We start from the raw sequence: 24,852 nt of genomic DNA, 5'->3' as shown, positions 1-24,852 counted from the left end.
GGCTCCTTTGCCCTAGGATAAGCCCATGGGCCGCCTTTGGGGCCTCGTCCTCCTCTTGGCCTCCGCCTGGGCCCAGGTCCACGTGGTGGCCCCCGGGGAGACCCTCTTCGCCATCGCCAAGCGCTACGGCACCACGGTGGAGGCCCTCGCCCGGCTCAACGGGCTGAAGGACCCGGACCGCATCCAGGTGGGGCAGCGGCTCTGGATCCGCCCGACCCTGGAAAGATCCCTTCCCAAAGGGAGGGTCTACCTCTCGCTCCCGGTGCAGGGACAGGCCTTTGCCCTCCGGGTGGAGGGGTACCGGGAGGGCTTTGCCGAGTTTTTGGGGGTGCGGGTTCCCCTTTTCCCCGTGGGGCAGGGCCTCCTCGGCCTTGTGCCGGTGAACGCCCTGGCGGAAGCCGGGGAAGCCCCTTTGCGCCTGCTTCTGGAAGGGGAGGAGGTGGCCTGGCCCCTGCCGGTCGCCCCCGGGGGGTACGGCCAGGAGGCCCTGGACCTTCCCCCCCGCCTGGAGGCCCTCCTGCAGGACCCCGCCGTCAAGGCTGAGCGGGAGAGGGTGGTGGCCGCCTGCCCTAAGGAGGGCCCCGGGCCCTGGGGCCTGGTCTTCCGGCCCCCCCTCCCGGGGCGGATCACGAGCCCCTTCGGCGTGAGGAGGCGGTACGGCGGCCTCTTCACCTCCTACCACGAGGGCCTGGACTACGCCGCTTCCCCGGGCACCCCCGTGAAGGCGGTGGCGGGAGGGGTGGTGGTGCTTTCGGAGAGGCTTAAGGTGCGGGGAGAGGCGGTGGTGGTGGCCCACGGGGCGGGGCTTTGCACGGGGTACTGGCACCTGAGGGAGCGGAAGGTGCGCTTGGGGGAGCGGGTGAAGGCCGGGCAGGTGGTGGGGCTTCTGGGGAGCACGGGGCTTTCCACCGGCCCCCACCTGCACCTGGAGGTGCGCCTCTTCGGGGTGCCGGTGGACCCCAGACCCTTTTTCTCCGGCCTACCCCTCCCCTAGGCGGAGGAGGGAGAGGACCTCCACGTGGTGGGTGAAGGGGAAGAAATCGTAGGGCCTGAGGAAGGCCAGCCCGTAGCCTGCCCGGACCAGTTCCCCCACGTCCCGGGCCCAGGTGGCGGGGTCGCAGGCCACGTCAGAGGATCTCCCGGGGGCGGCTCTCCTTGAGGTAGGCCCGGACCTCGGGGGCGAGGCCGCCTCGAGGGGGGTCCAGGACCACCAGGTCAAAGGCCCCAAGCCCTCCCGCCTCCCGGGCGTCTCCCCGGTGGAAGCGGAGGTTTTCCACCCCCAGGCGCCTCCGGTCCGCCTCCCCCCGCCGCACCGCCTCCTTGCTGATCTCCACCGCCACCACCTCCTCGTAGCGGGGGGCGAGGAGGAGGGAGAGGAGGCCGGAGCCCGCGTAGAGCTCCAGGGCCCTCTTCCCGCCGGAGACCAGCCCCTGGGCCTCCTCCAGAAGGAGCCCCATGGCCTGGGGGTTCACCTGGGCGAAGCTCTCCACGCTCACCGTGGCGGTGAGGGGGCCGAAGGCCTCCAGGAGGGTTCTTTCCCCGTGCAGGGGGCGCACCTGCCCCCGGAAGCGCCCCTTAGGGGAGGGCTCGGCCCAGACCACCCCGGCGAAGCCCTCCCGCACCAAGGCCCTGGCGGGCCGCCTTAGGCCCTCCGGGTCCCCCCCGATGAGCCCCAGGAGGACCTGGCCCTTTAGGAGGCTCCCCCTTAGGGCCACCTCCTCCACGGGGAGGGGCCAGAGCCTTAAGACCTCCAGGGCCCAGGCCAGGGGCTCGGCCACCAGGGGGTCCTCCTCCACGGGAAAGAGGGCGTGGCTTTCCGGGAGGCGGTAGGCCAGGCCCCCCAGGGGGTGGCGGGCGTACTGGGCGGCGGTGCGGTAGGCCAGGGGCCTGGGGGAGGGCCGGATGGGGCTTAAGGGAAAGGAGAGCTTGGCGACGCGCTCTAAGGCCTCGGCCACCAGGCCTTCCTTGAGGGGAAGCTGGGCTTCGTACCGGAGGGGCAGGTCGGCGGAGGGGGGGAGGGGGTGGGGGTAGCGGTCCTCCCGGGGGGAGAGGACCTCCACCCCTTCCAGGAAGAGGGCCCCCTTGCGGCGCACGGGCGTTCCCCGCACCGCCTCTCCCGGTAGTCCCCCCTTGACGAGGACCACCCCCTCTTCGCTCCGGGCCAGGCCGTAGCCCCCGGGCACCAGCTTTTCCACGGTTAGGACCTTCACCCCTCCACCCTACCACCGGGCCCTCGGGCGGGGGGAGCGCTACAATGAGGGGGTGATCCGGGTGCTGTTGGCAGACGACCACGCCCTCTTCCGCCAGGGGCTCAAAAGCCTTTTGGAGGCGGAGGGGGACTTCCGGGTGGTGGGGGAGGCCAAGGACGGCTGGGAGGCCATGCGCCATGCCCTCGAGGCCAAGCCCGACGTGATCCTCATGGACATCCAGATGCCGGGGCTGGACGGGGTGCAGGCCACCCAGGCCATTCTCAAGGAGTGGCCCCAGGCCAGGGTGATCATCCTCACCATGTACCGTCAGGACGCCTACGTCTTTGAGGCGGTGAAGGCGGGGGCGAGGGGGTACCTCCTCAAGGACACCGACGCCCGGGAGCTCACCGAGGCCATCCGCCGGGTCCACGCCGGGGAGGTGCTGCTGGACGCGGAGCTGGCCGGGCGCATCATCCAGGACTTCCGGGCCAAGAAGGAGGGCCAGGCCTCCTTGCACGCCGAGCTTTCCGAGCGGGAGGTGCAGATCCTGAAGCTTTTGGCCCAGGGCTACACCAACCTGGAGATCGCCGCCGAGCTCGGCCTCTCGGAGAAGACGGTGCGCAACCGCCTTTCCGAGATCTTCCAGAAGCTCCACCTGAACAACCGCACCCAGGCCGCCCTCTACGCCATCCGCGAGGGGCTGGTCCAGCCCGAGCCGGAAGAGTAGTGGACCCGGTGCGCTTCCTCCTGGAGCTCGCCCCCCTGGAGGGGGAGGAGGCCAGGGGGGCCTTTGTGGCCCGGCACCTTCCCGGGGCCCGGAGGGACGGGGTGGGGAACGTGTGGGCGGGGGAGGGGAAGGTGCTGCTCCTCGCCCACCTGGACACCGTCCTGCCCCCGGCCCCTCCCCGGCGGGTGGGGGAGAGGCTCTACGGTCCTGGGGTGGGGGACAACACCAGCGGGGTGGCCGTCCTCCTCTCCCTGCCGGAAATCCCCGGGGTGGTGCGGGGCTTCACCGTGGGGGAGGAGGGCCTGGGGAACCTGAAGGGGGCCAGGGCCCTGGTGGCGGCCCTCGGCCCCAAGGTGGTGGTGGCCGTGGACGGCTACCTCCCGGGGGTGGTGGACCGGGCCTTGGGCTCGGTGCGCTTCCGGGCCCGCTTCCTGGGCCCTGGGGGGCACGCCTGGGGGGACCGGGGAAGCCCCAACCCCGTCTTTGCCCTGGCCGAGGGGCTACACCGCCTCCAGGACCTCTTCCGCCGGGAAGGGGGGGCGAGCCTCAACGCCAGCGCCCTCCGGGGGGGCCAGGCGGTGAACGCCCTGCCCAAGGAGGCCTCGGCCCTCCTGGAGATCCGGGCCGAGGCCCCGGAGGACCTCTCCCGCCTCTTCGCACAGGCCAAGGAGGTGGTGGCGGAAGCGGCCCGGGGCCACCGGGTGGACCTCCGCCTGGAGGTCCTGGGGGAGAGGCCCGCCGGGGCCACCGCCACGGAGGCCCTTAGGTGGGCGGCCACGGAGGCCCTGAAGGCCATAGGGGAGAAGCCCCTCTTCCAGGCGGGTTCCACCGACGCCAGCGCCGCCATAGAGCGGGGGATTCCCGCCCTGGCCCTGGGGGTCTACCGGGGGGGCGGGGCCCACACCGAGGAGGAGTGGGTCCTTCCCCAAAGCCTCCATGAGGGGCGGAGGGCGCTCCTTTCCTTTCTCCGGGCCCTTGGCGTAGGATAGGGCGTATGCGCGTGGGCGTCCTTCAGGGCTTCCTTTCCCGCCGGTACCTGGGCTTCTGGGAGGCCTACCTTCGCGCCTTGGGGGTGGAGGTGGTGCGGGCCTCGACGGACCCCGATGCCCGCCTGCCCTACTGCCTGCCCGTGCAGGGGCTTCTTGCCCAGGTGGAGGCCTTGAAGGCCCAGGGAGTGGACTACCTCCTCCTTCCCGACCTGCAGGGGGGGGTGGAGTCGGAGCGGGGCGGGGGGCAGTGCCCCTGGCTTTTGGACCTCGAGGCCACCCTCCACCGCTACTACCCCGGGCTTCCCCCGGTGCTCAAGGTGCCGGCGGAGCTTTCGGAACGGGTCTTGGGCCGGGCGGGGGAGATCGGCCAGATCCTCACCCGCAACCCCATGCGGGTGGGCCGGGCCCTGGACCAGACCAAAAGCCTCCTCAAGCCCGCTCCGCCCCTCAAGACCCCGCCGGGAAGCGTGGGGGTGGTGGCCCAGCCCTACCTCCTGGAGGACGAGGGCTTCCGCCAAGGGGTGGCGGAGGCCCTGGCCCGGGTGGACCTCCTCCCCTACTTCCCCGACCAGCCCACAGAACGCCTCCGGGAGGAGGGGGAAAGGCTTCTTCCCGTGGACCTGCCCACGGACCGGGAGCTTCTCGGCATGGTCCACTACCTCCACCGCCTGGGCCGGGTCAAGGCCCTGCTCCTGGTGGTCTCCTACGCCTGCCCGCCCATCCCAGGCCTTCTCAGGAAGGCGGCCCGGAGGCTCACCAAGCCCCACCGCCTCCTCACCCTGGGGGAGGACTGGGAAGGGGAGCTTAGGGCCCTCAAGAGGGAGATGGAGGCCTAGGTACCCCATTGCGGCTTGCGCCGCAACGGGGGTCCCAAAAGAGCTTTCCCGGGCCTTTAGGTAAAGGCCTTTATGTTGCGGAGCCAGGGTGCGGGCCCGTAGGCCTGTGGCCTGGCCCCTTGAGCCTCGGGCCTTTTGCGTTAGACTCAGAACATGACCGAGCGGTCAGCCCTTCTTTCCCGCCTCCTCCCCTACCTCTTTCCCTACCGGGGTCGCTACCTCCTGGGGGTCCTGGCGGGCTTGGCCTCCATCTTCTTTTTCGTCCTGGGGCCTTACTTCCTGCGCCTCGCCGTGGACGCCGTGAGCCACGGAGGACCCTACGGCCGGTACGCCCTCTACCTCCTCCTGGCCGCCTCGGCCTCGGCCCTGCTCTCCTACGCCATGCGTCGCCTGTCGGTGGTGGCCAGCCGCCAGGTGGAGTACGACCTCAGGAAGGACCTCTTTCACCACCTGCTCCGCCTGGACCGGAGCTTCTACCAAAAGACCCGGGTGGGGGACCTCATGAACCGCCTGAACACCGACCTCTCGGCGGTGCGGGAGATGGTGGGCCCGGGGATCATGATGGGAAGCCGCCTCTCTTTCATGGTCCTCCTGGCCTTCGGCTCCATGTACGCCGTCAACCCCCGCCTGGCCTTCTACCTCACCCTGATCCTGCCGGTCATCGCCCTCCTGGTGTTCTACCTGCTCCGGCTCGTGGACCGCCGCTACCGCGAGGCCCAGGAGGCCTTTGACCGCATCAGCACCCTGGCCCAGGAGGCCTTCAGCGGCGTCCGGGTGGTCAAGGGGTACGCCCTGGAAGGCCGGATGCTCTCCCGCTTCCAGGACCTCAACCGGGTCTACGTGGAAAAGAGCCTGGCCCTGGCCCGGGTGGAGGGCCCCATGCAGGCCCTCTTGGGCTTTCTCATGGGGTTCGCTTTCCTCACCGTCTTGTGGGCGGGGGGAGGGATGGTGGTGCGGGGGGAGATGACCGTGGGCCAGCTGGTGCAGTTCAACGCCTACCTGGCCCAGCTCACCTGGCCCATCCTGGGCCTGGGTTGGGTCATGGCCATGTACCAGCGGGGGCTTACCAGCCTGAAGCGCCTCCTGGAGCTTCTGGACCGGGAGCCCCTTCTCCGGGAGGATCCCTTGCTGGTGGCCCTCGAGGCCCTCTCGGGAGAGGTGCGCCTGGAGGGGGTGGGGCTTCAGGCCGAGGGACGCTGGCTTCTCAAAGACCTCACCCTCACCGTCCCCGAGGGCATGACCCTGGGCATCACCGGGCGCACGGGGTCGGGCAAGAGCCTCCTGGCCGCCCTGGTGCCCCGCCTTCTGGACCCCACGGAGGGGCGGGTGTGGGTGGGGGGGTACGAGGCCCGACGCCTGCCCCTCAAGGTCCTGCGCCAGGCGGTGGGGGTGGCCCCCCAGGAACCTTTCCTTTTCGGCGAGACGATCCTGGAAAACATCGCCTTCGGCCTGGACCGTCCGGACCCTGAGCGGGTGGAGTGGGCGGCGCGGCTTTCCGGGATCCACGAGGAGATCCTCTCCTTCCCCCAGGGGTACGGGACGGTCCTAGGGGAACGGGGCATCACCCTCTCCGGGGGGCAGCGCCAGCGGGTGGCCCTGGCCCGGGCCCTGGCCAAGCGGCCCAAGGTCCTCATCCTGGACGACGCCTTAAGCGCCGTGGATACCGAGACCGAGGCCCGGATCCTCCAGGGCCTGAAGACCGTCTTGGGGCGGCAGACCACCTTTCTCATCTCTCACCGCACCGCCACCCTGCGCCACGCCGACTGGATCATCGTTTTGGACGGGGGGAGGATCGTGGAGGAGGGAACCCATGAAAGCCTCCTCGAGGCCGGGGGGCTTTACGCCGAGCTGGACCGCATCCAGCGCATGGAGCGGGAGGTGGAGGGATGAGCGTTTCCCCGGGGCCGGAGGACGCCTACGCCAAGGCCTTTGACCGGGTCCTCTTCGCCCGCATCCTCCGGTACGTCAAGCCCTACCGCTTGCAGGTGGGCCTGGCCCTCCTTTTCCTCCTCCTCACCACCCTCACCGCCGCCCTCACCCCCCTCTTCTTCAAGTGGGCCATTGACGGGGCCCTGGCCCCCCAGGAGGCCAAGCCCCTCGCCGAGCGGTTCCACCTTCTCCTCTGGGTGAGCCTGGGGTTTCTCCTGGTGCGGGGGGTGAACTTCGCCGCCACCTATGGCCAGACCTACCTCATCCAGTGGGTGGGGCAACGGGTCCTCTTTGACCTGAGGAGCGCCCTCTTCGCCAAGTTCATGCGCCTCCACCCGGGCTTTTACGACAGAAACCCCGTGGGCCGCCTCATGACCCGCATCACCTCCGACGTGGACGCCATCAACCAGTTCATCACCGGGGGGCTGGTGGGGGTCATCGCCGACTTCTTCACCCTCTTTGGCCTTCTCGCCTTCATGCTGGCCTTGAGCCCCAAGCTCACCCTGGTGGTCCTCCTGGTGGTCCCCGTCCTCCTCTGGGTCACCGCCTGGGTGCGGAAGGGCATGCGCACCGCCTACCGGGAGATGCGCCTGAGGCTTGCCCGCCTTAACGCCGCCCTCCAGGAAAACCTCTCCGGAGTGGAGACCATCCAGCTTTTCGCCCGGGAAAGGGAGCGGGAGGAGAAGTTTGACCGCCTGGGCCAGGACCTCCTCCGGGCCTGGGTGGAGATCGTGCGCTGGTTCGCCCTCTTCTTCCCCGTGGTGGGCTTTCTGGGCGACCTGGCGGTGGCGGGCCTCCTCTTCTACGGCGGGGGAGAGGTGGTGCGGGGAGTGGCCTCCCTGGGGCTTCTGGTGGCCTTTGTGGACTACACCCGCCAGCTCTTCCAGCCCCTGCAGGACCTCTCCGACAAGTTCAACCTCTTCCAGGGGGCCATGGCCAGCGCCGAGCGCATCTTCGGCGTTTTGGACACCGAGGAGGAGCTTAAGGACCCGGAAAACCCCAAGCCCATCCGGCGCTTCCTCGGAGAGGTGGAGTTCAAGGACGTTCTGGCTCGCCTACACCCCCAAGGGGGTGGAGCCCACGGAGAAGGACTGGGTCCTGAAGGGGGTTTCCTTCCGCCTCCGCCCGGGGGAGAAGGTGGCCCTGGTGGGGGCCACGGGGGCGGGGAAGACCAGCGTGGTGAGCCTCATCGCCCGCTTCTACGATCCCCAGCGGGGCCAGGTCCTCGTGGACGGGGAGGACGTGCGGGCCTACCGCCAGGAGGAGCTTCGCCGCCATATCGGCATCGTCCTCCAGGACCCCTTCCTCTTCTCCGGCACCGTCTTGGACAACCTCCGCCTCTTTGACCCCTCCATCCCCGAGGAGAGGGTGGTGGAGGTGGCCAGGTTCTTAGGGGTGCACGAGGCCATCCTGCGCCTGCCCCAGGGGTACCACACCCTCCTGGGGGAGAGGGGGGCGGGGCTTTCCACGGGGGAGAAACAGCTTTTGGCCCTGGTGCGGGCCCTCCTCATGAGCCCCGATATTCTCCTCATCCTGGACGAGGCCACGGCCAACGTGGACTCGGAGACCGAGGCCCGCCTGCAAGAGGCCCTCTACAAGGCCATGGAGGGGCGGACCTCTGTCCTCATCGCCCACCGCCTCTCCACCATAAGGCGGGTGGACCGCATCCTGGTCTTCCGCAAAGGGCGCCTGGTGGAGGAGGGGACCCACGAGGCCCTGCTAGAGAAGGGAGGGTACTACGCCACCCTCTACCGCCTGCAGTACGCGGAATAGGCCATGACCTACCGGGAGGCTCTGGACTGGCTTTTCCAAAGGAGGAGGCAGGGGGAGCGGGGGACGGGCCGGGTGCGGGCCCTCCTCGCCCGCCTGGGCCACCCGGAGGAGGGCTTCCGGGCGGTCCACGTCCTGGGCACCAACGGCAAGGGGAGCGTGGTGGCCTATCTGGAGGCCGCCTTCCGCGCCCGGGGCCTCCTTTACGGGGCCTACACCAGCCCCCACCTGGTGGACTTCCGCGAGCGGATCCGCACCCACTTGGGCCTCGTCCCCGAGGAGAGGGTGGTGGCCTTCGTGGAGTGGGCCAAGGGGGAGGCCTGGGAGGAGCCCCCGGGCTTCTTTGACCTGGCCACCGCCCTGGCCTTCCTGCACTTCCGGGAGGTGGGGGTCTCGCTGGCGGCGGTGGAGGCCGGGGTGGGGGGGGAGAAGGACGCCACCCATGCCCTCTCCCGGGTGGTCCTCACCGTGCTCACCAACGTGGGGGAGGACCACCTCGAGGCCCTGGGGGGCACCCTGGAGGCCGTGGCCCGGGAGAAGGCCGGGGCCTTTCGCGAGGGGGTCCCGGTGGTCACGGGGGCGAGGGGGGTGGGGCTGGAGGTGGCCCGGCGGGTGGCGGAGGAAAGGGGAGCCCCCCTTTACCTCCTGGACCCTCAGGACCCTCTCTTCGCCCTTCCCGTCCCCCCCGGTCTCAAGGGGGCCTTCCAGGAGGAGAACGCCCGCCTGGCGGCGGCCGCCTTGAGGCTTTTGGGCTTTCCCGAGGAGGCCATCGCCCGGGGGCTTGGGGAGGCGCAAAACCCGGGGCGCCTGGAGCGCTTCCTGGTGAAGGGGGTGGAGGTCTACCTGGACGGGGCCCACAACCCCCCGGCGGCGGAGGCCCTGGCCCGGGAGTTTTCCGCCTACCACCTGGTCTTTGGCGCCTTTCCCCGGAAGGACGTGAAGGGCCTCCTGGCCCACCTCCTGCCCAAGGCCAGGAGCGTCCGCTACACCCGGGCGGGGGAAGGGGCTTTGGGGCGGGAGCTGGGGGCGCCCTTCTTTGAGGACCCGTGGGAGGCCTTGGAGGACGCCTTAAAGCGGGCGGAGGAGGACGGGGTCCCGGTCCTGGCCACGGGCTCCCTGTACCTGGTGGGACGGCTCCGCCCGCGGGGGTAAGTACCCCACCGCGGCTTTCGCCGCGGTGGGGGCCCCGAAAAAGTCTCCCCTAGTCCTGGGCCTCGGCCAGGACCCGCCCTGAAGGGTCGGCGAAGACCACCCGGCGCACCCGGTTGAGCTCCAGGATCACGTAGGGGCTGGTGAGGGCCTGGGTGACGATGGCCCCGGGCCTGGGGGAGGTGAGGGCGAGGACCACCCGGGCGGCGTCCCCGGCGTAGGTGACCCCGGCCACCTCCAGCCCGTACCCGCCGGTGGGCTTAAGGCCCCAGAAGAAGGCGGCCACGCTCCGGGTGCGGAAGTCCACCCCGGGAGCGGGGGGGCGGGGAAGACGGTTGCCCACCGCCAGCCCCCAGACCTCGGCGAAGCGGGTGGGGTTGTTGGCCAGATAGGCCCGGGGTTCGGTTTCGGCGTAGGCGGCGTTGGTGCCCTGGCTCAGGATGCGGTAAAGGGGAGCGGGCGGGCTCACGAGCTCCACCTTAAGCCCATACTGCACCAAAAGGGTTCCCACCCGGTAGGCCTCGGGGGCGGGGTCCAGGCCGAGGGGCCGCAGCACGGGCTCGGAGAGTTCAAAAAGCACCACCTGCCGCCCGCCCCGCCGGGCCAGCACCTCCCGCAGGAGGACCTGGGTCTCCGGGCCGGTGAAGGCGTAGAGGTCTGGGGTCTGGTAGTCCGCGGGCTGGACCAGGGTGCGCCGTTCCTCTTCCTTCAGGCTTCCCGTGAGCCGCACCCAGCCTGCCCCATCGTAGAGCCAGCTGGAGCGCAGGGCGGCCTGGGCCCTCACCTCCACGAGGCTTCCCGAGATCCCCCGCACCGCCTCGGCCAGGGGCCTTAGGGCGGGCCCCACTTCCCGGAGAAGGGGGCTGTCCTCCACCCAGAGGGCCCCGGGCACGGCCCAGAGGCTTTCCCCTCCGGGTTTTCTCAGCCTGAGCACCTTCTCCCCCAGGCGCACCTCCCTGGGTTCCCCGTAGAAGTAGGTCCAGCGCTCCGTGGCCTCGGGGAAGAGGAGCTGGGCCTCGGCCACCCGGTAGCCCGAGCCCTGAAGCACCTCGCAGGCGGCAAGGAAGGGAAGAAGAAGCAGGGGGACGAGAAGGCCTTTTCTCATGCTTCCATGATACCCCTCTCTTTTCCCCTTGCTTTTAAGCTTCCCTTAAGCAGCTTAGCGGCTCCTGGGGTCCAGGGCGTCCCGGAGGCCATCCCCCAGGAGGTTGAAGGCCAGCACGGTGACCATGATGAAAAGCCCGGGGAAGATCATGGTCCAGGGGGCGTTCATGGCGTAGCCTCCCTTGAAGCTGTCGGCGATCATCGCCCCCCATTCGGGAGCGGGGGGCTGGGCCCCTAGGCCCAGGAAGCCCAAGGCGGCGGCCTCGAGGGTGGCCGTCCCGATGGACAGGGTGGCCTGGACCACCAGGGGAGGCAGGGTGCCCGGCAGGAGGTGCTTGAGGAGGATGCGCCCGTTGCCCGCTCCCAAAGCCATGGCCGCCTGGACGAAATCCAGTTCCCGCAAGGAGAGGACCATGGAGCGGGCCAGGCGGATGTAGACGGGCACCTGGACGATGCCGATGGCCAGCATGGCGTTTTGCAGGCTGGGGCCGGACACGGCCACGATGGCGATGGCCAGGAGGGTTCCGGGAAAAGCCAGGAGGAGGTCGGTCAGCCAGCCGATGAGAAGCTCCGTCTTCCCCCGGTAAAACCCGGCGAGAAGCCCCAGGAGGGTTCCCAGGACCAGGCCGAGGCTCACCGAGATCACCCCCACCTGCAAGGAGATGCGGCTCCCGTGCAGGACCCGGGTGAAGAGGTCCCGGCCCAAATGATCGGTGCCAAAGGGGTGTTCCAGGGAAGGGGGTTTGAGCCGGTTGAGGTAGTCGCGGTCGGTGGAGGGGTCGTAGGGCTTGAGGACGGGGATGAGGAGGGCCAGGAGCACCAAGAAAAGGGTGAGGAGAAGCCCCACCTTACCGGAAGGGGACTTCAGAAAGCGCCGGAAGGCTTGGCGGGTCGGGGTTTCCATGGCTTCACCGGTACTGGATGCGGGGGTCCAAAAGGGCGTAGGAAAGGTCCACCAGAAGGTTGACCAGGACGAAGGCGGTGGCCACCACCAAGACCCCGGCCTGGACCACGGGGTAGTCCCGGTTGAGGATGCCCTCGTAGATGTAGGAGCCGATGCCGGGCCAGGAGAAGATGGTCTCGGTGAGGATGGCCCCGCCCAGGAGGGTGCCGAACTGGAGGCCGATGATGGTGACCACGGGCAAGAGGGCGTTTTTGAGGGCGTGCTTGAGGATGACCTGGCGCTCGGCCAGGCCCTTGGCCCGGGCGGTGCGCACGTAGTCTTGGGAAAGGACCTCCAGCATGGCGCTCCGGGTGATGCGGGTGAGGATGGCCAGGGGGATGGTGCCCAGGGTCAGGGCGGGGAGGACCAGGTGCCGCAGGGCGTCTAGGAGCACCATAGGCCGGCCCTGGAGGAGGCTGTCCAGGAGGAGGAAGCCGCTCAGGGGCCGGAAGTCCAGGGCGAGCTCCGTGGAAAGCCTGCCCCCCGTGGGGAGCCAGTGGAGGTTCACGGCGAAGAGGTAGACCAGAAGGAGTCCCAGCCAGAAGACGGGCATGGAGACCCCCACCAAGGAGAGGCTCATGGAAAGGGTGTCCAGGAGGCTATTCTTGCGCACCGCCGCCAGGATGCCCACCGGGATGCCCACCGCCACCGCCACCAAGGTGGCGCTCAGGGCCAGCTCAAAGGTGGCGGGCCAGCGCCTTTTCAGCTCCTCGGCCACGGGGATGGTGGAGACGGCGCTTTGGCCCAGGTCCCCCGTGAGGACGCTCTTCAGGAAGGTGAGGTACTGGACGTAGAGGGGGCGGTTGAGCCCGAGCTTTTCCCTGAGGGCCGCAAGCTGCTCCGGGGTGCCCCGTTCCCCCAGGATGGCCTGGGCGGGGTCCCCGGGGATGAGCTGGAGGAAGGTGAAGACCAAGAGGGTGATGCCCAGGAGCACGGGGACAAGCCCCAGAAGCCTTCGCAAAATGTAGCTCCCCATTTCTTCGCCTCAAAAAGCCCGGACCCCCCGAAGGGGGTCCGGGGAACACCGCCTTAGCGCTTCTCTATGGTCGCAAAGGACTCGGAGCCCAGGGGGCTGGGGGTCCAGCCGGTGACGTTCTGGCGCCTGGCCAGGAGGGGCTGGGAGTGGACGATGGGGATGCGCAGGGCCAGGTTGAAGGTGAGCTCGTCGGCCTGCTGGTAGAGGCGCTTCCGCTCCTCCAGGTTGGGGGTGGTGGCGGCCTTGGTGAGGAGGTCGCCCAGCTCCTTCACGCAAAGGGGCTTCCCGCTGCCGTCAAAGAGGTCGGCGATGGGGCAGGCGAAGTGGGGGTCAAAGAAGTTCTGGGGATCGCCGTAGTCCCCGGTCCAGCCCAGCATATAGGCCTGGAAGCCCGGGGCCTTTTTGCGGTCCGCCAGGTAGCTGGCCCAGTCCTTGGTCTGGAGCTTCACCCGGATGCCCAGGGCCGAAAGGTCGGCGGCCATAGCCTCGGCGATCTCCTTGGGGGTGGGGAAGTAGGGACGGGAGACGGGCATGTACCAGAGCTCCATCTCAAAGCCGTTGGGGTAGCCCGCTTCCGCCAGGAGCGCCTTGGCCTTCTGCGGGTTGAACTCGTAGTCCGTGACCTTGGGAGACTGGAAAGCCTTCATGGAGGGCGGGGTGAAGTGGCCGTCCGTGAGGCCCAGCTTCCCCCAGAAGGCCTGGACGATGGCCTTCTTGTTGATGGCCATGGCGATGGCCTGGCGCACCCTGGGGTCGGAGAGGGGCTTGTGGGAGGGATTCAGGGCCAGGTAGCCCACGTTGAAGGAGGGTCGGAAGACCGCGGCCAGGTTCCTGTCGGCCTCGAGGTCCTTGAGGTTGGCCGGGGGAATGTCGGTGGTGAAGTCAATGGTGCCGGCCTTCAGGGCCGCCAGCCGGGCGGCGGGGTCCTTGATGACCCGGATGACCACCCGGTCCATCTTGGGGAGGCCCGCCTTCCAGTAGGTGGGGTTCCTTTCCAAGACGATCTGCTCCCCGGGCCGCCACTCCACCAGCCGGAAGGGGCCGGTGCCCACGGCGCTTCCCGTGGGGGAGCCGTACTTGGCCCCGTCCTTCCTTATGGCGCTTGGGCTTGCGATGCCGAAATAGCCCGAGCCGATGGCGGCGGGGAAGGCGGGGAAGGGCTGGGTGAGTATGAAGCGGATGGTGTACTTGTCCACCACCTGGATTTCCTTCAGTAAGGAGCCCTCCTCGCCCTTGAAACCGCCGAACAGCTCGGGCCAGATCTCGTAGCGGGCGGCGGCGTCAATGCGGGTGGGGTTCTTGGGGTCCCACCAGCGCTCCACGTTGAACTTCACCGCCTCGGCGGTGAGCTCGGTGCCGTCCTGGAACTTCACTCCCTGGCGCAGGCGGAAGGTCCAGACCTTGCCGTCTGGGCTGCTGAACCAGCTGGTGGCCAGGCCGGCCGTGACCTCCGTGCTCCCCGGCTTGAAGTCCACCAGGGTGTCGTAGATCTGGCGCTGGACGTAGATGGAGATGCCGTCCGTGATGTTGCCGGGCTCGAGGCTCACCGGCTCCCCGTTGGCCCCAAACACCAGGGTCTTCTGGGCGAGGCCAAGGCCCAAGGCCACGGCAAGACCGAGTAAGGCTTTTCCTTTCATAGAGCTCCTTTCTGGGGTCCTTTCCCCTTGGCGTGCCGGACCAAGTATAAAGCGCCCCCCCAAGGGGGCGCAAGCCCGGGGTATCCCCTCACCCTTCCCCCAGGTAGGCCCTCTGCACCTCGGGGTTTTCCGCGAGCTCCCGGGCGGGCCCATGGAGGGTGATCTCCCCCGTGGCGAGGACATAGCCCCGGTGGGCGATCTGCAGGGCCAGGCGGGCGTTTTGCTCCACCAGAAGGATGGTGCGCCCTTCCCGGTTCAGCTTCTGGATGATCTCAAAGATGGCGTCCACCAAAACGGGGGCCAGGCCCATGGAGGGCTCGTCCATGAGGAGGATGCGGGGGTTTTGCATGAGGGCCCGGCCGATGGCCAGCATCTGTTGCTCCCCCCCCGAGAGGGTTCCCCCCTTCTGGCCCCGGCGCTCGTAGAGCCTGGGGAAGAGGGCGTAGACCTGCTCCTTCCGCTCCTGGACCACCTTGCGGTCGTTCTCCAGGTAGGCCCCGATCTCCAGGTTCTCCTCCACGGTGAGCCGGGGGAAGATCTTCCGTCCCTCGGGCACGTGCCCCACCCCCAGGGCCACGATCTCGTGGGCGGGCAGGCGGTGGATGGGCTTCCCCCGGAAGAGGACCTCGCCCTGTCTGGGCTTCACCAGGCCGCTGATGGTGCGCAAGGTGGTGCTTTTGCCCGCCCCGTTGGAGCCGATGAGGGTGACGATCTCCCCCTCCTCCACGCGGAGGGAGATGCCCTTGAGGGCGTGGATGTGCCCGTAGTAGGTGTGGACGTTCTTAAGCTCCAGGAGGCTCATGCCACACCTCCCGCCGCCCCCTTGCCCAGGTAGGCCTCAATGACCCGGGGGTTCCTGCGCACCTCCTCGGGGGTGCCCTCGGCGATCTTGGAGCCGTATTCCAGCACGGCGATGCGGTGGGAGATGCGCATCACCAGGCGCATATCGTGCTCAATGAGGACGATGGTGATGCCCAGCTCTTCCCGGAGCTTCTGGATAAACTCCTGAAGCTCCTCCGTCTCCCTGGGGTTCATCCCGGCGGCGGGCTCGTCCAGCAGGAGGAGCTTGGGCTTGAGGGCCAGGGCCCGGGCGATCTCCAGCTTGCGCTGCTCCCCGTAGGGGAGGTTCTTGGCCAGCTCGTCCTTTCGGTGGAGAAGCCCCACGTAGGCGAGGAGCCGCTCCGCCTCCTCCTTGGCGCGGCGCTCCTCCTTTCGGGCAAGGGGGGTGCGGAAGACGGCGTGGAAGTAGGGGACCCGGATGTGGACGTGCATGCCCACCAGGAGGTTCTCCAGGGCGGTCATGGCCCCGAAGAGGCGGATGTTCTGGAAGGTGCGCCCCACTCCCTCCTTGGCCACGCGGTCCGGGGAGAAGCCGGTGATGTCCTTGCCGAAGAAGAGGATCCGGCCCTCGTCGGGGGCGTAAATGCCGGTGAGGAGGTTGAAGAAGGTGGTCTTGCCCGCCCCGTTGGGGCCGATGACCGAGAAGATCTCCCCCTGGTTCACGGAGAGGCTCACGTCGTTCACGGCCACCAGGCCGCCGAAGCGCTTGGTGGCGCCATGGACCTCCAGGGCCTTCATGCTTCCTCCATCTCCGCCCGGTGGCGCCTTTCCGGGATAAGCCCTTCCGGGCGGAAGATCATCATGAGCACCAGGATAAGCCCAAAGACCAGCCTCTCGTACTTGGCGGGGTCCACCTGGCTGGGAATCTGGGGAAAGCTGGTGCGCACGAACTCGCTGAAGGTCTTGAGGACGTCCAGGTTGAGGATGGTGAGGGCGGCCGCCCCCAGGATGGCCCCCGGGATGGAGCCCATTCCCCCCAGGATGACCATGGCCAGGATAGTGATGGAGGCCAGGAGGGTGAAGGACTCGGGGGAGACGAAGGTGCGCTGGGCGGCGAAGATGACCCCCATGACCCCGGAGAAGGCCGCCCCGGTCATGAAGGCCAGGAGCTTGGTGGGCAGGAGGGGAATCCCCATGGAGCGGGCGGCCACCTCGTCCTCCCGGATGGCCACCCAGGCCCGGCCAAAGCGGGAGTTGGCCAGGTTGACGTTGACCAGGACCACCAGGCCGATCATGAGGAGGACCAGGAAGTAGAAGAAGAGCTGGTAGTCCGTGGTCTGGTCCAGGCGCACCCCCAGGTGGGCCATGAGCCAGCGGAACCCGTCTATGGGGGGGCGCATCACCGGGGTGATGCCCTGGGGCCCGTTGGTGAAGTTGATGGGGTGGTCCAGGTTGTTGGCCAGGATGCGCACCACCTCCCCCAGGCCCAGGGTGACGATGGCCAGGTAGTCCCCCCTAAGGCGCAGGGCGGGCAGGCCGATGAGGAGGCCGGTGATGGCGGTGGTGACGATGGCGATCCCCATGAAGAGGTACATGTACTCCCCGGGCAGGGGGAAGTGGCCCTTTAGAAAGTTCCTGGCCTGCTCCGAGCCGAAGATGGCCCAGGTGTAGGCCCCCACGGCGAAGAAGGCGGCGTAACCCAGGTCTAGAAGCCCCGCCATCCCCACCACCACGTTGAGGCCCAGGGCCATGGCCGCGTAGATGCCGATCTGGATGCCCAGCTCAAAGACAAAGGTGTTGGCGAAGCCGGCGATGGGGACGGAAAGGAGGAGGATGGCCAGGCCCAGGAGGACCCGGATCCAGGTGGGGATCCTGGGCAGGGTGGTGAGGGCCACCAGGATGCCCACCAGGCCGATGAGGCCTAGGGTGTTGCCGGAGCGTTGCAGGTTTAGGGTGAAGGCCAGGGTGAGGAGGGCCAGGCTTAGGGCGCGGGCGTTCGGGGAAAGGCGGGCGAAGGCGGCGTAGAGGAGGGCGCCTAGGCCGAAAAAGTTGCTCAAGGCTCCCGGGGCCCAGAAGGCGAGGGCCAGGTAGCCCAGGCTTAGGACGAGGGCAAGGGCGTTCATACCTTCTCCTTGACCACCTGCCCCAGGAGGCCCTGGGGCCGCAAGAGGAGGATGAGGATCAGGATGAGGAAGGCCACCACGTCCTTGTACTCGGTGCCGAAGTTGCCGTTGGTAAGGATGGGCAGGTAGGTGCCGAAGAAGTTTTCCAGCTGGCCGAGCACGAGGCCTCCCAGCATGGCCCCGGGGATGTTGCCGATCCCGCCCAAAACGGCGGCGGTGAAGGCCTTGATGCCCGGCAGGAAGCCCACGTAGGCGCTCACCGTGGTGTACTGCAGGGCGAAGAGCACCCCGGCCACCCCGCCCAAGGAGCCGCCGATGAGGAAGGTGCGGGAGATGATGCGGTCGGGGTCAATGCCCATGAGGCTGGCGGTGGAAAGGTCCTGGGCCACGGCGCGGATGGCCACCCCCAGCTTGGTGCGGTTCACCAGATAGGTGAGGCCCACCAGCATGGCCATGGAGACCACGATGAGGATCAGGGATTTGGTCTGGACGAAGATGGCCCCGCCGAAGAGGTTAAAGGAGCCCTCCAGGTCCTCCACGGTGCGCATGCGCAGGAAGAACTCGTTGTGCCAGAGGCCCTCAATGAGGCGCACCAGGTCCTGGAGGATGAAGGAGACCCCGATGGCGGTGATGAGGGGGACCAGGCGGTTGGTGGTGCCCCGCTTCCTCAAGGGGCGGTAGGCGAGGCGCTCCACCAGGATGGCCGTCCCCCCGGCCAGGGCCCCGCCCAGGAGGAGGGCGATGAGGAGGAGGAGGAAGCCGTTTGGCACATGGGGAGCCAGGTAGCGGAAGACCTCTACCCCCACCACGGCCCCGATCATGAAGATCTCGGAGTGGGCGAAGTTGATGAGCTCCAGCACGCCGTAGACCATGGTGTACCCCAGGGCCACCATGGCGTAGACAAACCCCAGCACCAGGCCGTCAAAGATCACCTGGGGCAGGATGGAGAGGATCTGCTCTAGCAAAGGACCTCCTTTCTCCGGGCCAAGGGGGTGGCCCTCAGGCCACCCCCTTGCTCTTCCTCGAGGCCTACTTGGCGCCGGGGGCTGCCATCTCGATCACGCGGATGAGCTTGTTGTCGGCCCAGTTGCCGCTTGCGGCCACCTGCATGACGAAGTACTTGGCCTTCTTGTTGTCACCCTTGTCGTCAAACTCAATGGTGCCGGTGAGCCCCTCCATCTTGACCTTGCGCACTTCCTGGCTCACCTGCTCCCGGGTGGGCTTCTTGTTGCCGGCGGCCTTGATGGCGTTCTCCAAAGCGGTGAGGATCACGTTGGCGGCGTCGTAGGCGTAGATGCCGAAGCCTTCCATGTCCTTGCCGTACTTCTGCTTGAAGCGCTGGGCCACGGCCTTGGCCTTGGGGAAGGCGGAGACGGGGCCGGCCACCGTGGTGTAGAAGGTGCCGGCGGCGTTCTCCTTGCCTGCCAGGCGCACGAACTCGCTAGAGTCCAGGCCGTCGCCGCCCATGAGGCGGGTCTTTACGCCGCGCTCGCGGAGCTGCTTCACGAAGGGCCCGATCTGGCTGTAGATGCCCCCGAAGTAGATGAGCTCGGGCACGGGCCGGGCTCCCCGGATCTGGTTGATGATGGGGGTAAAGTTGGACTGCTCCTCGGTGCCCACGAAGGCCACCGCCTTGCCGCCCAGGGCCTCGAGGCGCTTCTTGAACTCCTCCGCCAGGCCCTGGCCGTAGGCGGTCTTGTCGTGGATGACGAAGACGTTCTTCACCTTGAGGTTGTTGAAGGCGTACTCCGCTCCCACGGGCCCCTGCACGTCGTCGCGCCCGCAGATGCGGTTGACGTTGGGAAGCCTGCGGTCCGTGACCCGGGGGTTGGTGTTGGCGGGGGAGACCATCACCAGGTTCACCCGGGCGTAGACCTCGCTGGAGGGGATGGCCACGCCGGAGTTCAGGTGGCCCACCACGCCCAGGATGTCGGGGTCGTTGATGATGCGGTTGGCGTTGGCCACGCCCACATCGGGGTTGGCCTGGTCGTCGTAGGGCACCAGGACCAGGTCAAAGCCCAGGGCCTTGAACCGGGCCTTGGCCTCCTCCACCGCCAGCTCCGCCCCCAGCTTGATCTGCTCGCCCAAGGCGGCCTGGGGACCGGAGAGGGGGGACTGGGTGGCGATCTTGATGACGTTGGCCTGTCCCAAGGCCATGCCCAGTGCAGCCGCGCCTGCTACCAGAAGCCCGATTTTCCTCATACCAACCTCCTTAAGCACGCGTTCGCGTTGCGGCCCTATTCTAAGGGGGGGGTAGGTGGGTTTGTCAATGCCCCGCTGAAAGTTTATTCCTGACCTGTGGGTCAGTCCCCGCCCCCCTTCAGGGTGGGGGCGGGGATACCCGGGGTCAGTATGTGGCCAGGTACTGGTCCAGCTCCCACTGGTGGACCGTGACCCGGTAGTCGTCCCATTCCATCTGCTTGGCCTGGAGGAAGTGGGTGTAGACGTGCTCCCCCAGGGCCTCCTGGATCACGGGGTCCTTCCGGAGGGCCTCGAGGGCCTCCCGGAGGGTCCCGGGAAGCTCGCGGATCTTGTGCTTCCGCCTTTCCCGCACGCTCATCTGGTAGATGTTCCGCTGGATGGGGGGCGGGGGCAGGAGCTTGCGCTCAATGCCATCTATAGCGGCGGCGGCCATGACCGCCAGGGCCAGGTAGGGGTTGGCCGAGGGGTCGGGCATCCTGAGCTCCGCCCGGGTGCCCACGCCGCGGCGCGCGGGGATCCGGATCATGGCGGAGCGGTTGGAGGCGGACCAGGCGATGTTGGTAGGGGCCTCGTAGCCTGGGGTCAGGCGCTTGTAGGAGTTCACCAGGGGGTTGGTGATGGCCACCATGCCCTCGGCGTGCTCCAGGAGCCCGGCGATGAAGTGGAGGGCGGTCTGGGAGAGCTGGTACTCGGCCTTGGGATCAAAGAAGGCGTTCTCCCCCTTCTTGAAGAGGGAGAGGTGGGTGTGCATGCCGCTGCCGTTGATGCCCCGGATGGGCTTGGGCATGAAGGTGGCGTGGAGGCCGTGGTTGAGGGCGATCCGCTTCACCACCCACTTGAAGGTGGCGATGTTGTCGGCGGTGGTGAGGGCATCGGCGTACTTGAAGTCGATCTCGTGCTGCCCGGGGGCCACCTCGTGGTGGCTGGCCTCAATCTCAAAGCCCATGGCCACCAGGGCGTTCACCATGTCCCGGCGGGCCTCCTCCCCCTTGTCAATGGGGGCCAGGTCAAAGTAGCCCGCCTTGTCGTGGGTCTCGGTGGTGGGGAGGCCCTCCGGGGTTCTCAGGAAGAGGAAGAACTCGGGCTCGGGGCCGGCGTACATGTTGTCAAACCCGAGCTTCTTAAGGCGCTCAATCTGCCGCTTGAGCACGAAGCGGGGGTCTCCCTCAAAGGGGCGGCCATCGGGGTAGGTCACGTCGCAGATGAGCCGGGCCACCCGGCCCCGGGCGGGGTCTTCCACCTGGTCGGGGAGGATGACGAAGGTGTTGTAGTCGGGCTTGAGGAGCATGTCCGACTCCTCAATGCGGGTGAAGCCCTCAATGGAGGAGCCGTCAAACATGATCTCCCCGTCCAGGGCCTTCTCAAACTGGGACTCGGGAACCTCCACGTTCTTGACCACGCCCAGGATGTCGGTGATCTGGAGCCGCAAGAACTTGACCTTCTCCCCTTTGAGCGCCTTGAGGATTTCCGCCTTGGTCTGCGCCATCTCCTTGACCTCCTGTACCGACTTTCTTGCACATACGGACAAAGGCAGCCGATCCCTTGTCGCAAGTAGCCTACTCCATCCCCGGGTTGGAGTCAAGATTTTTGCCTTCGCATGCAGGGTAGCCTGCACGACCGTACTGAAGAATGGGTCCGGCCCAGAGCGATTGGCTTAGTGTCCCAACTTTGTCTTACGATTGGCAAGGATTGCCGCACCTAAGTGAACTTTACCCGGACAGAAGTTGCAGGTCGTACACAACAAAGTGAACGATTGTCCAAGAGTAGCTTGACATTTTGCCGAGCCCCGGCGTATAACTACGGGTGGGGGTGGTGAGGATGTTCCAAAACCCCAAAGAGGCGCTGGCCTACATTCGGGAAAAGGGTGTGGAGTTCGTGGACCTCCGCTTCGCCGACCTGCCGGGAAGGTGGCAGCACTTCACCCTGCCCGCGCGGGCGGTAGACGAGGACCTCTTCACCCAGGGGGCGGGGTTTGACGGCTCCTCCATTCGCGGCTTCCAGGAGATCCACGAGTCCGACATGCTCCTCTTCCCCGACCCCACCACGGCCTTCCTGGACCCCTTTGCGAGCCGTCCCACCTTGGTCTTCGTGGCCGACGTCTACGACCCCATCACCAAGGCCGCCTACAGCCGCGATCCCCGGGGGGTTGCCAAGCGGGCCGAGGCCTACCTCAAGGCGACAGGCATTGCCGACGTGAGCTACTGGGGGCCGGAGATCGAGTTCTTCATCTTTGACAAGGTGGCCTTCACCGTGGACCCCTACGATGCCGGCTTCCGCCTCTACTCCGTGGAGGCCCTGGCCAACGGGAACGGCAGGGAGGGAGGGGATGGGCTTTGGATCCGCCCCAAGGAGGGCTACTTCCCGGCCCCGCCCGTGGACAAGTATCAGGAGCTCCGCAACCAGATGGTTAAGAACCTCGAGGCCGTAGGGATTGAGGTGGAGGTGCACCACCACGAGGTGGCCACCGCCGGCCAGGCGGAGATTGACATCCGCTTTGACCGCCTCACCCGCATGGCCGACAAGGTCATGCTCTACAAGTACGTGGTCCGGAGCACGGCCTACCAGGCGGGGAAGACGGCTACCTTTATGCCCAAGCCCATCTACGGGGACAACGGCAGCGGCATGCACACCCACCAGTCCCTCTGGAAGGACGGCACCCCCCTCTTCTACGACGAGAAGGGCTACGCCGAACTCTCCCAATTGGCCCTGCACTATGTAGCCGGGTTGTTGGCCCACGGACCGGCCTTGGCGGCCCTGACCAACCCCACAGTTAACTCCTACCGCCGGCTGGTTCCCGGCTACGAGGCCCCAGTGAACCTGATCCTCTCCAAGCGTAACCGCTCCGCCGTAGTCCGGGTGCCCATGTACCAGGTGGGGCCGGAGGCGGCCAAGGCCAAGCGGATTGAGTACCGGGCCCCCGATCCCTCCTCCAACCCCTACCTGGCCTTCGCCGCCATGCTCATGGCGGGGCTGGACGGGATTGAGCGGGGCCTCGAGCCCCCCAAGCCCGTGGACAAGAACCTCTACGCCCTGCCCGCCCGCGAGGCCCGCCGCATCCGCCACCTCCCCAAGACCCTGGACGAGGCCCTGGACGCCCTGGAGCGGGACCACGCCTTCCTCCTCAAGGGTGGGGTCTTCACCGAGGACCTCTTGGAGGAGTGGATTCGCCTAAAGCGGGAGGAGGCGGCCCAGGTACGCCTGAGACCTAGCCCCATGGAGTACTACCTCTACTACGACCTCTAGGGGGCGTCTGGACCGGCGTCGGGAGGGGTTCCCGCCCCTCCTGACGCTTTTGGATGCCGCTTGGCTCAGTACACGTTAAAACCGGGAACCCCCCCTTTAAGATGAACCTGCGCCCACCCGGTTGGGCAGGAGGCCTAGACCCCGGCGGGTGCGGGAAGTGTACGGGCTTAGGTGGGGGATAGAGTTTGTGCCCTGAAGGGGCAGGGGTCGGACCTGGAGTCCATGCATGTGACGGGGAGAAGCTTGCCCACCCGGTAGTCCCTCTCGAGCCTAGCCCTCGTGTGGACCTTTCGGACGGAGGTCTTTCCGCACCGGGTGGGGTCCGGTCAGGCCCAAGGGGCACGCGCGGCTTGGTAAGGGCCTCTTCCGGGCAGGGCTGGACTTGCTCACCCCCTGGGCGTTCTTCCTGGGGGCATGGGGAGGGGGAAGGGAAGAAGAGCCCTGGAGGTAGACCCCCTGGAAGCTTTGACGTGTACTTAGCGCAGTGCAAGGTCATAAAGGGGGAACTTGACCTTCTCCTGACCTGGGGGTGGGTAGACTAAGGGCCGGAGGTTGCGTATGCTCAGACGGCGGGAGGTATTGAAAGCGGGTTTGGCCCTGACCCCCCTGGGGGTAGCCTTCGGTAAGGCCCAAGGGGGCTTTACCCTAACCCTGGTCCACACCAACGACACCCACGCCCACCTGGAGCCCGTGGAGCTCACCCTCTCCGGCAAGAAGACCCCGGTGGGAGGGGTGGCCCGCCGGATCGCCCTCTTTGACCGGCTTAGGGCCTCGAGGCGGAACCTCCTTTTCCTGGACGCGGGGGACGTCTTCCAGGGCACCCTCTACTTCAACCAGTACCGGGGCCTGGCGGACCGTTATTTTATGCACCGGGCCCTCTACCGGGTCATGGCCCTGGGGAACCACGAGTTTGACCTGGGCCCCGGCCCCTTGGCGGACTTCCTCAAGGGGGCCCGGTTCCAGGTGGTCTCCGCCAACGTGGACGCAAGCCGCGAGCCCCGTCTCCAGGGCCTCTTCGCCCCCTACGCCGTGGTGCAGGTGGGGGGGGAGAGGATCGGGGTCATCGGCCTCACCACCCCGGACACCAAGGAGATCGCCAACCCCGGTCCCACCGTGGCCTTCCTGGACCCCTACGAGAGCGCCCAGAAGGCGGTCTACGAGCTCTTGAAGCGGGGGGTCAACAAGATCGTGGTCCTCTCCCACCTGGGCTACGGCGAAGACCTCAAGCTCGCCCGGAGGCTCGTGGGGGCCCAGGTCATCGTGGGGGGCCACTCCCACACCCTTTTGGGAAGCTTCCCCCACAAGGAGCTTAGCCCCATGGGGCCCTACCCCACGGTGGTCAGGAACCCCGAGGGGAAGGAGGTCCTGGTGGTGCAGGCCTGGGAGTGGGGCAAGGTGGTGGGCCTTCTGGAGGTCACCTTTGACGCCAAGGGGGAGGTGGTGGCCTACAAGGGCGAGCCCCTCCTCATGACCCCGGAGGCCGCCCCGGAGGACTTCTTTGCCAGGGAGGCCCTTCTCGCCTACGCCCAGCCGGTGATGGCCCTCATGGGGCAGGTCATCGCCGAGGCCAAGGTGGACCTGGTGGGGGAGAGGGCCATCGTGCGCAGGCGGGAGAGCAACCTGGGGAACCTCATCGCCGACGGGATGCTCTGGAAGACCAAGAACGCCGGCACCCAGATCGCCCTGCAAAACGGCGGCGGCATCCGGGCCTCCATCCCCAAAGGCCCCATCACCGTGGGCAAGGTCTACGAGGTGTTGCCCTTCGGGAACACCCTGGTGGTGATGGACCTCAAGGGGAAGGAGGTCCTGGCCGCCCTGGAGAACGGCGTCTCCCAGTGGGAGAACCAGGCGGGCCGATTCCTGCAGGTCTCCGGCCTCCGCTACACCTTTGACCTCTCCCGGCCTGCGGGGAGCCGGGTGGTGCGGGTGGAGGTGAGGACGGAGAAGGGGTACGTGCCCCTGGACCTCGAGGCCACCTACCGGGTGGTGGTGAACAACTTCATCGCCAACGGGGGCGACGGCTTCACCGTTCTCAAGGAGGCCAAGGGCTACAGGGTGGACACGGGCTTCGCCGACGCCGAGAGCTTCATGGACTACCTGAAGGAGCTCAAGGCGGTGGAGGCGGGCCTCGAGGGCCGTGTAGAAGTCCTGAACGAGCCCAAGGGGGAGAGGCCCGCCTACTTTGCCTACCGGGTGCCGGGCCTGGTGGGGGCGTAAACCCGTCCCGCCTTTCCTGGCGCCGAAGGCAAGAGAGG

18 protein-coding genes and 2 pseudogenes are annotated in these 24,852 nt (G+C 67.7%); 9 read left to right on the top strand and 11 right to left on the bottom strand.

What is annotated here, in order from left to right:
• The first annotated feature begins 25 nt into the window (after positions 1-25).
• Positions 26-994, top strand: coding sequence for a LysM peptidoglycan-binding domain-containing M23 family metallopeptidase (locus ACZ5RK_RS11025; RefSeq protein ID WP_464909202.1), 969 nt, complete (start codon positions 26-28; stop codon positions 992-994).
• On the opposite strand, the pseudogene ACZ5RK_RS11020 reads toward ACZ5RK_RS11025, so the two are convergent.
• A pseudogene (locus ACZ5RK_RS11020) lies at positions 980-2,210 on the bottom strand (class I SAM-dependent RNA methyltransferase). The gene ACZ5RK_RS11025 and the pseudogene ACZ5RK_RS11020 sit on opposite strands and share 15 nt — an antisense overlap.
• Positions 2,211-2,262: 52 nt before the next feature.
• On the opposite strand from ACZ5RK_RS11020, the gene ACZ5RK_RS11015 reads away from it, so the two are divergent.
• From ACZ5RK_RS11015 to ACZ5RK_RS10990, 6 genes and pseudogenes are all read left to right on the top strand, one after another.
• A complete protein-coding gene (locus ACZ5RK_RS11015) occupies positions 2,263-2,916 on the top strand; it encodes a response regulator transcription factor (protein ID WP_464909201.1) in 654 nt (217 codons plus the stop codon).
• Positions 2,916-3,905 carry a M20/M25/M40 family metallo-hydrolase gene (locus tag ACZ5RK_RS11010; protein WP_464909200.1) on the top strand — a complete coding sequence of 330 codons (990 nt, stop codon included), beginning with the start codon at positions 2,916-2,918 and terminating at the stop codon, positions 3,903-3,905. Before ACZ5RK_RS11015 ends, ACZ5RK_RS11010 begins: the two co-directional genes overlap by 1 nt.
• A gap of 5 nt (positions 3,906-3,910) precedes the next feature.
• Complete coding sequence (locus tag ACZ5RK_RS11005; protein ID WP_464909199.1) at positions 3,911-4,741, top strand: hypothetical protein; 831 nt, start codon at positions 3,911-3,913, stop codon at positions 4,739-4,741.
• A 153-nt stretch (positions 4,742-4,894) separates the two neighbouring features.
• Positions 4,895-6,631, top strand: a complete 1,737-nt coding sequence (locus ACZ5RK_RS11000; RefSeq protein WP_464909198.1) for an ABC transporter ATP-binding protein — start codon at positions 4,895-4,897, stop codon at positions 6,629-6,631.
• Positions 6,628-8,443 (top strand): annotated as a pseudogene (locus ACZ5RK_RS10995) (ABC transporter ATP-binding protein). The gene ACZ5RK_RS11000 and the pseudogene ACZ5RK_RS10995 overlap by 4 nt, the downstream one beginning before the upstream one ends.
• 3 nt (positions 8,444-8,446) lie before the next feature.
• The gene (locus tag ACZ5RK_RS10990; RefSeq protein WP_464909197.1) at positions 8,447-9,592 is read left to right on the top strand and encodes a bifunctional folylpolyglutamate synthase/dihydrofolate synthase; all 1,146 of its coding nucleotides are present in this window, start codon (positions 8,447-8,449) and stop codon (positions 9,590-9,592) included.
• A 49-nt stretch (positions 9,593-9,641) separates the two neighbouring features.
• Here ACZ5RK_RS10990 and ACZ5RK_RS10985 read toward each other — a convergent pair whose 3' ends face one another.
• From ACZ5RK_RS10985 to glnA (ACZ5RK_RS10940), 10 genes are all read right to left on the bottom strand, one after another.
• A complete protein-coding gene (locus ACZ5RK_RS10985; protein ID WP_464909196.1) occupies positions 9,642-10,694 on the bottom strand; it encodes a protease complex subunit PrcB family protein in 1,053 nt (350 codons plus the stop codon).
• Positions 10,695-10,748: 54 nt separating this feature from the next.
• The gene (locus ACZ5RK_RS10980) at positions 10,749-11,597 is read right to left on the bottom strand and encodes an ABC transporter permease (RefSeq protein ID WP_054647014.1); all 849 of its coding nucleotides are present in this window, start codon (positions 11,595-11,597) and stop codon (positions 10,749-10,751) included.
• 4 nt (positions 11,598-11,601) lie between these two features.
• Positions 11,602-12,612, bottom strand: coding sequence for an ABC transporter permease (locus ACZ5RK_RS10975; protein ID WP_464909195.1), 1,011 nt, complete (start codon positions 12,610-12,612; stop codon positions 11,602-11,604).
• Between the two features lie 53 nt (positions 12,613-12,665).
• Positions 12,666-14,249, bottom strand: a complete 1,584-nt coding sequence (locus ACZ5RK_RS10970; protein WP_464909194.1) for an ABC transporter substrate-binding protein — start codon at positions 14,247-14,249, stop codon at positions 12,666-12,668.
• Positions 14,250-14,337: 88 nt separating this feature from the next.
• Positions 14,338-15,051, bottom strand: coding sequence for an ABC transporter ATP-binding protein (locus ACZ5RK_RS10965; RefSeq protein WP_464909193.1), 714 nt, complete (start codon positions 15,049-15,051; stop codon positions 14,338-14,340).
• A complete protein-coding gene (locus tag ACZ5RK_RS10960) occupies positions 15,048-15,827 on the bottom strand; it encodes an ABC transporter ATP-binding protein (protein WP_464909192.1) in 780 nt (259 codons plus the stop codon). The genes ACZ5RK_RS10965 and ACZ5RK_RS10960 overlap by 4 nt, the downstream gene beginning before the upstream one ends.
• Positions 15,824-17,152 (bottom strand): branched-chain amino acid ABC transporter permease, encoded by a 1,329-nt coding sequence (locus ACZ5RK_RS10955; RefSeq protein WP_464909191.1) that lies wholly within the window; start codon positions 17,150-17,152, stop codon positions 15,824-15,826. Before ACZ5RK_RS10955 ends, ACZ5RK_RS10960 begins: the two co-directional genes overlap by 4 nt.
• On the bottom strand, positions 17,149-18,117 hold the full coding sequence (locus ACZ5RK_RS10950; protein ID WP_464909190.1) for a branched-chain amino acid ABC transporter permease: 969 nt from the start codon (positions 18,115-18,117) through the stop codon (positions 17,149-17,151). The genes ACZ5RK_RS10955 and ACZ5RK_RS10950 overlap by 4 nt, the downstream gene beginning before the upstream one ends.
• A gap of 64 nt (positions 18,118-18,181) precedes the next feature.
• Positions 18,182-19,354 carry a branched-chain amino acid ABC transporter substrate-binding protein gene (locus ACZ5RK_RS10945; RefSeq protein ID WP_464909189.1) on the bottom strand — a complete coding sequence of 391 codons (1,173 nt, stop codon included), beginning with the start codon at positions 19,352-19,354 and terminating at the stop codon, positions 18,182-18,184.
• 145 nt (positions 19,355-19,499) lie between these two features.
• The gene (glnA, locus tag ACZ5RK_RS10940; RefSeq protein WP_464909188.1) at positions 19,500-20,840 is read right to left on the bottom strand and encodes a type I glutamate--ammonia ligase; all 1,341 of its coding nucleotides are present in this window, start codon (positions 20,838-20,840) and stop codon (positions 19,500-19,502) included.
• A 317-nt stretch (positions 20,841-21,157) separates the two neighbouring features.
• On the opposite strand from glnA (ACZ5RK_RS10940), the gene glnA (ACZ5RK_RS10935) reads away from it, so the two are divergent.
• Both glnA (ACZ5RK_RS10935) and ACZ5RK_RS10930 read left to right on the top strand, forming a co-directional pair.
• Positions 21,158-22,597, top strand: coding sequence for a type I glutamate--ammonia ligase (glnA, locus tag ACZ5RK_RS10935; RefSeq protein WP_464909187.1), 1,440 nt, complete (start codon positions 21,158-21,160; stop codon positions 22,595-22,597).
• Between the two features lie 558 nt (positions 22,598-23,155).
• On the top strand, positions 23,156-24,814 hold the full coding sequence (locus ACZ5RK_RS10930; RefSeq protein ID WP_464909186.1) for a bifunctional metallophosphatase/5'-nucleotidase: 1,659 nt from the start codon (positions 23,156-23,158) through the stop codon (positions 24,812-24,814).
• Positions 24,815-24,852: the final 38 nt, after the last annotated feature.

The organism is Thermus kawarayensis JCM 12314 (assembly GCF_055393575.1).
Note: the sequence above shows the minus strand (reverse complement) of the source record. Positions and strands in the feature narration are given on the sequence as shown.

Bases quoted from the DNA above. Each gene is read 5' to 3' on its own strand.
- ACZ5RK_RS10965 (WP_464909193.1), bottom strand. From the start codon at position 15,051: ATGAGCCTCCTGGAGCTTAAGAACGTCCACACCTACTACGGGCACATC.
- ACZ5RK_RS10930 (WP_464909186.1), top strand. From the start codon at position 23,156: ATGCTCAGACGGCGGGAGGTATTGAAAGCGGGTTTGGCCCTGACCCCC.
- ACZ5RK_RS10960 (WP_464909192.1), bottom strand. From the start codon at position 15,827: ATGAAGGCCCTGGAGGTCCATGGCGCCACCAAGCGCTTCGGCGGCCTG.
- ACZ5RK_RS10955 (WP_464909191.1), bottom strand. From the start codon at position 17,152: ATGAACGCCCTTGCCCTCGTCCTAAGCCTGGGCTACCTGGCCCTCGCC.
- glnA (WP_464909188.1), bottom strand. From the start codon at position 20,840: ATGGCGCAGACCAAGGCGGAAATCCTCAAGGCGCTCAAAGGGGAGAAG.
- ACZ5RK_RS10980 (WP_054647014.1), bottom strand. From the start codon at position 11,597: ATGGAAACCCCGACCCGCCAAGCCTTCCGGCGCTTTCTGAAGTCCCCT.
- ACZ5RK_RS11025 (WP_464909202.1), top strand. From the start codon at position 26: ATGGGCCGCCTTTGGGGCCTCGTCCTCCTCTTGGCCTCCGCCTGGGCC.
- ACZ5RK_RS10990 (WP_464909197.1), top strand. From the start codon at position 8,447: ATGACCTACCGGGAGGCTCTGGACTGGCTTTTCCAAAGGAGGAGGCAG.
- ACZ5RK_RS10975 (WP_464909195.1), bottom strand. From the start codon at position 12,612: ATGGGGAGCTACATTTTGCGAAGGCTTCTGGGGCTTGTCCCCGTGCTC.
- ACZ5RK_RS10985 (WP_464909196.1), bottom strand. From the start codon at position 10,694: ATGAGAAAAGGCCTTCTCGTCCCCCTGCTTCTTCTTCCCTTCCTTGCC.
- ACZ5RK_RS11000 (WP_464909198.1), top strand. From the start codon at position 4,895: ATGACCGAGCGGTCAGCCCTTCTTTCCCGCCTCCTCCCCTACCTCTTT.
- ACZ5RK_RS11005 (WP_464909199.1), top strand. From the start codon at position 3,911: ATGCGCGTGGGCGTCCTTCAGGGCTTCCTTTCCCGCCGGTACCTGGGC.
- ACZ5RK_RS10945 (WP_464909189.1), bottom strand. From the start codon at position 19,354: ATGAGGAAAATCGGGCTTCTGGTAGCAGGCGCGGCTGCACTGGGCATG.
- ACZ5RK_RS10970 (WP_464909194.1), bottom strand. From the start codon at position 14,249: ATGAAAGGAAAAGCCTTACTCGGTCTTGCCGTGGCCTTGGGCCTTGGC.